The sequence below is a fragment of the Halomonas sp. 3D7M genome (genome assembly GCF_014897885.1).
Classification (GTDB): domain Bacteria; phylum Pseudomonadota; class Gammaproteobacteria; order Pseudomonadales; family Halomonadaceae; genus Vreelandella.
In genome coordinates this window covers 98,585-101,082 of sequence record NZ_JABUZF010000247.1, presented here as the reverse complement: position 1 = coordinate 101,082, position 2,498 = coordinate 98,585, and the positions used below count along the sequence as shown (strand labels likewise).

Genomic DNA, 2,498 nt, shown 5'->3' with positions numbered 1-2,498 from the left:
ACGCCTCACCCTACTCGATATTTTTATATGCACACCCGGTGCTGACAGCCACCTAGCAAAAAAAAGCGCGTAACCTTGCGTAAAACACAGAAAAATTTACGTACATCCAGCGTTGAAGCGGAAAGAGTTATTAACCGTTACGCTACAAAATGAGTAAGGCTGGACACGCTCCGTTCGGTGGTCAGTGAAAGAAGAGGCACTAGGTTTTTAATCGTTAGCTGCCACGCTGCATAAGAGGAGATCGGCCATGACCGAAGAAGAATCCGAAAAGAATTACAGCTCTGGTTTGCCCGGCATACTAGGCGTGATCGACACTGCAATTAGCAAAATCGAGTCAGTCATACTGGCGATGGGGGTTTTGCTAATGGCGCTGAATACGGTCACTAATGTTATTGCCCGCTTTGTATTTGGCAATAGCATTATGTTTTCAGGGGAATTAAACCGTATTTTGATCATTATGATTACCTTTGCGGGTATCGGCTACGCTGCTCGACACGGTCGTCATATTCGTATGTCAGCCATCTACGATGCCTTGCCTGTCGGGGGGCGTAAGGCATTGATGATAGGTATTTCGTTCTTTACCTCCCTCGTCATGTTCTTCCTGCTGTACTACTCCGTGGTGTACATCCTCGACCTTCAAAGCAAAGGTCGCGTGCTGCCGTCACTCGGGCTACCTATTTGGATCATTTATATCTGGGTACCAGTAGGTTTTCTCATTACGGGCATTCAGTACCTGTTAACGGCAATTAAAAACCTTACCTCTCGGGATGTATATCTCTCGACAGGGGTAGTTGATGGTTACAAAGACACCGAAACAGAAGTGTAAAGCAGGGCTTGCACTCTAGGGGAACGCTATGACGACGATAATGGTAGTCACCATGATTGCCCTGCTGCTGCTGGGCTTTCCTATGATGATCCCGCTGATCACGGCAGCGGTGATCGGCTTTTATATGATGTTTAACGGCTTCGGCCAAATGGATACGCTGATTCAACAGATGATGGCGGGTATCCGGCCTGCTTCGTTGATTGCGGTGCCGATGTTTATATTAGCGGCAGATATTATGACGCGTGGCCAGTCGGCCAATCGCTTAATTGATATGGTGATGTCCTTTATCGGTCATATCAAAGGCGGCCTTGCGGTCAGTACGGCGGCCTCCTGTACGCTGTTTGGCGCAGTTTCTGGTTCTACCCAGGCAACCGTAGTCGCGGTGGGCTCACCGCTGCGACCCAAGATGCTGAAAGCGGGCTATTCCGACCCATTTACACTGGCACTGATTATCAACGCGAGTGATATTGCCTTTTTGATACCCCCAAGTATTGGCATGATCATCTACGGGGTTATTTCAGGAACATCCATTGGCGAGCTGTTTATTGCGGGTATTGGGCCAGGGCTTCTGATCCTGTTTATGTTCTCAGTTTATTGCATCGTTTACGCTGTGGTAAAAGGCGTGCCTACCGAACCCCGCGCTAGCTGGAAAGAGCGTGCCGTAGCCGTGCAGAAAGCACTGTGGCCGCTAGGCTTTCCAGTCATTATCGTTGGCGGTATCTACGGAGGTATTTTTAGCCCGACAGAAGCCGCTGCGGCCTGTGTGCTCTATGCCGTATTGCTTGAGTTTGTGGTATTCCGTTCGCTCAAAATGAACGATATTTATGCGATTGCTAAATCCACCGGCTTAATTACCGCAGTGGTGTTTATATTGGTCGCTGTTGGTAATGGGTTCTCCTGGATAATTTCATTCGCGCAGATTCCACAAATGATTTTGGAAGCGGTAGGCGTCAATGAGGCTGGGCCGACAGGCGTACTGATTGCAATCTGTATCTCTTTCTTTGTCGCTTGCATGTTTGTTGACCCGATTGTGGTCATTCTGGTGCTTACGCCAATTTTTGCTCCGGCGATTGCGGCGACCGGTCTGGATCCTGTTCTGGTAGGTATTTTGATTACGCTGCAGGTAGCCATAGGTTCGGCGACCCCACCCTTTGGCTGCGATATATTTACCGCGATTGCGATCTTTAAGCGGCCTTACTGGGAAGTCATCAAAGGCACACCGCCCTTTATCTTTATGCTGATTTTAGCGGCGGCGCTGCTGATCATGTTTCCGCAAATTGCGCTGTTCTTGCGTGATATTGCCTTCCGCTAAGCAGTCACAAGGAGAACGCGGATGTTTAATCGCATTTTAATTCCCGTAGATGGCTCGAAAGGGGCGATTAACGCACTGGAGAAAGCGGTTGGCCTGCATATGCTCACCGGTGCCGAGCTTTATTTGCTGTGCGTATTTAAGCACCATAGTTTATTGGAGGCATCGCTTTCTATGGTGCGGCCGAATAAGCTGGATCTGCCTGATGATGCGCTAAAAGAGTACGCCACGGAAATTGCTGTACACGCTAAAGCCTACGCCATAGAGATGGGCGCAGACAGTGCGCGAGTAAGGGCGTTTGTGAAAGGTGGCCGCCCCTCGCGAACTATCGTGCGCTTTGCCCGAAAGAGGGAGTGCGATTTA

At 49.5% G+C, this 2,498-nt stretch carries 3 protein-coding genes; all 3 read left to right on the top strand.

Annotated elements, in window-relative coordinates; all coding sequences use genetic code 11:
• Positions 1 to 247 precede the first annotated feature (247 nt).
• Positions 248 to 826, top strand: a complete 579-nt coding sequence (locus INT22_RS14935) for a TRAP transporter small permease (protein WP_089040258.1) — start codon at positions 248 to 250, stop codon at positions 824 to 826.
• Between the two features lie 28 nt (positions 827 to 854).
• Positions 855 to 2,138: a TRAP transporter large permease gene (locus tag INT22_RS14930; protein ID WP_089040259.1), complete on the top strand. Its 1,284-nt coding sequence runs from the start codon at positions 855 to 857 to the stop codon at positions 2,136 to 2,138.
• Between the two features lie 21 nt (positions 2,139 to 2,159).
• A partial coding sequence (locus tag INT22_RS14925; RefSeq protein ID WP_226912777.1) for a universal stress protein occupies positions 2,160 to 2,498 on the top strand: 339 nt, incomplete at its 3' end.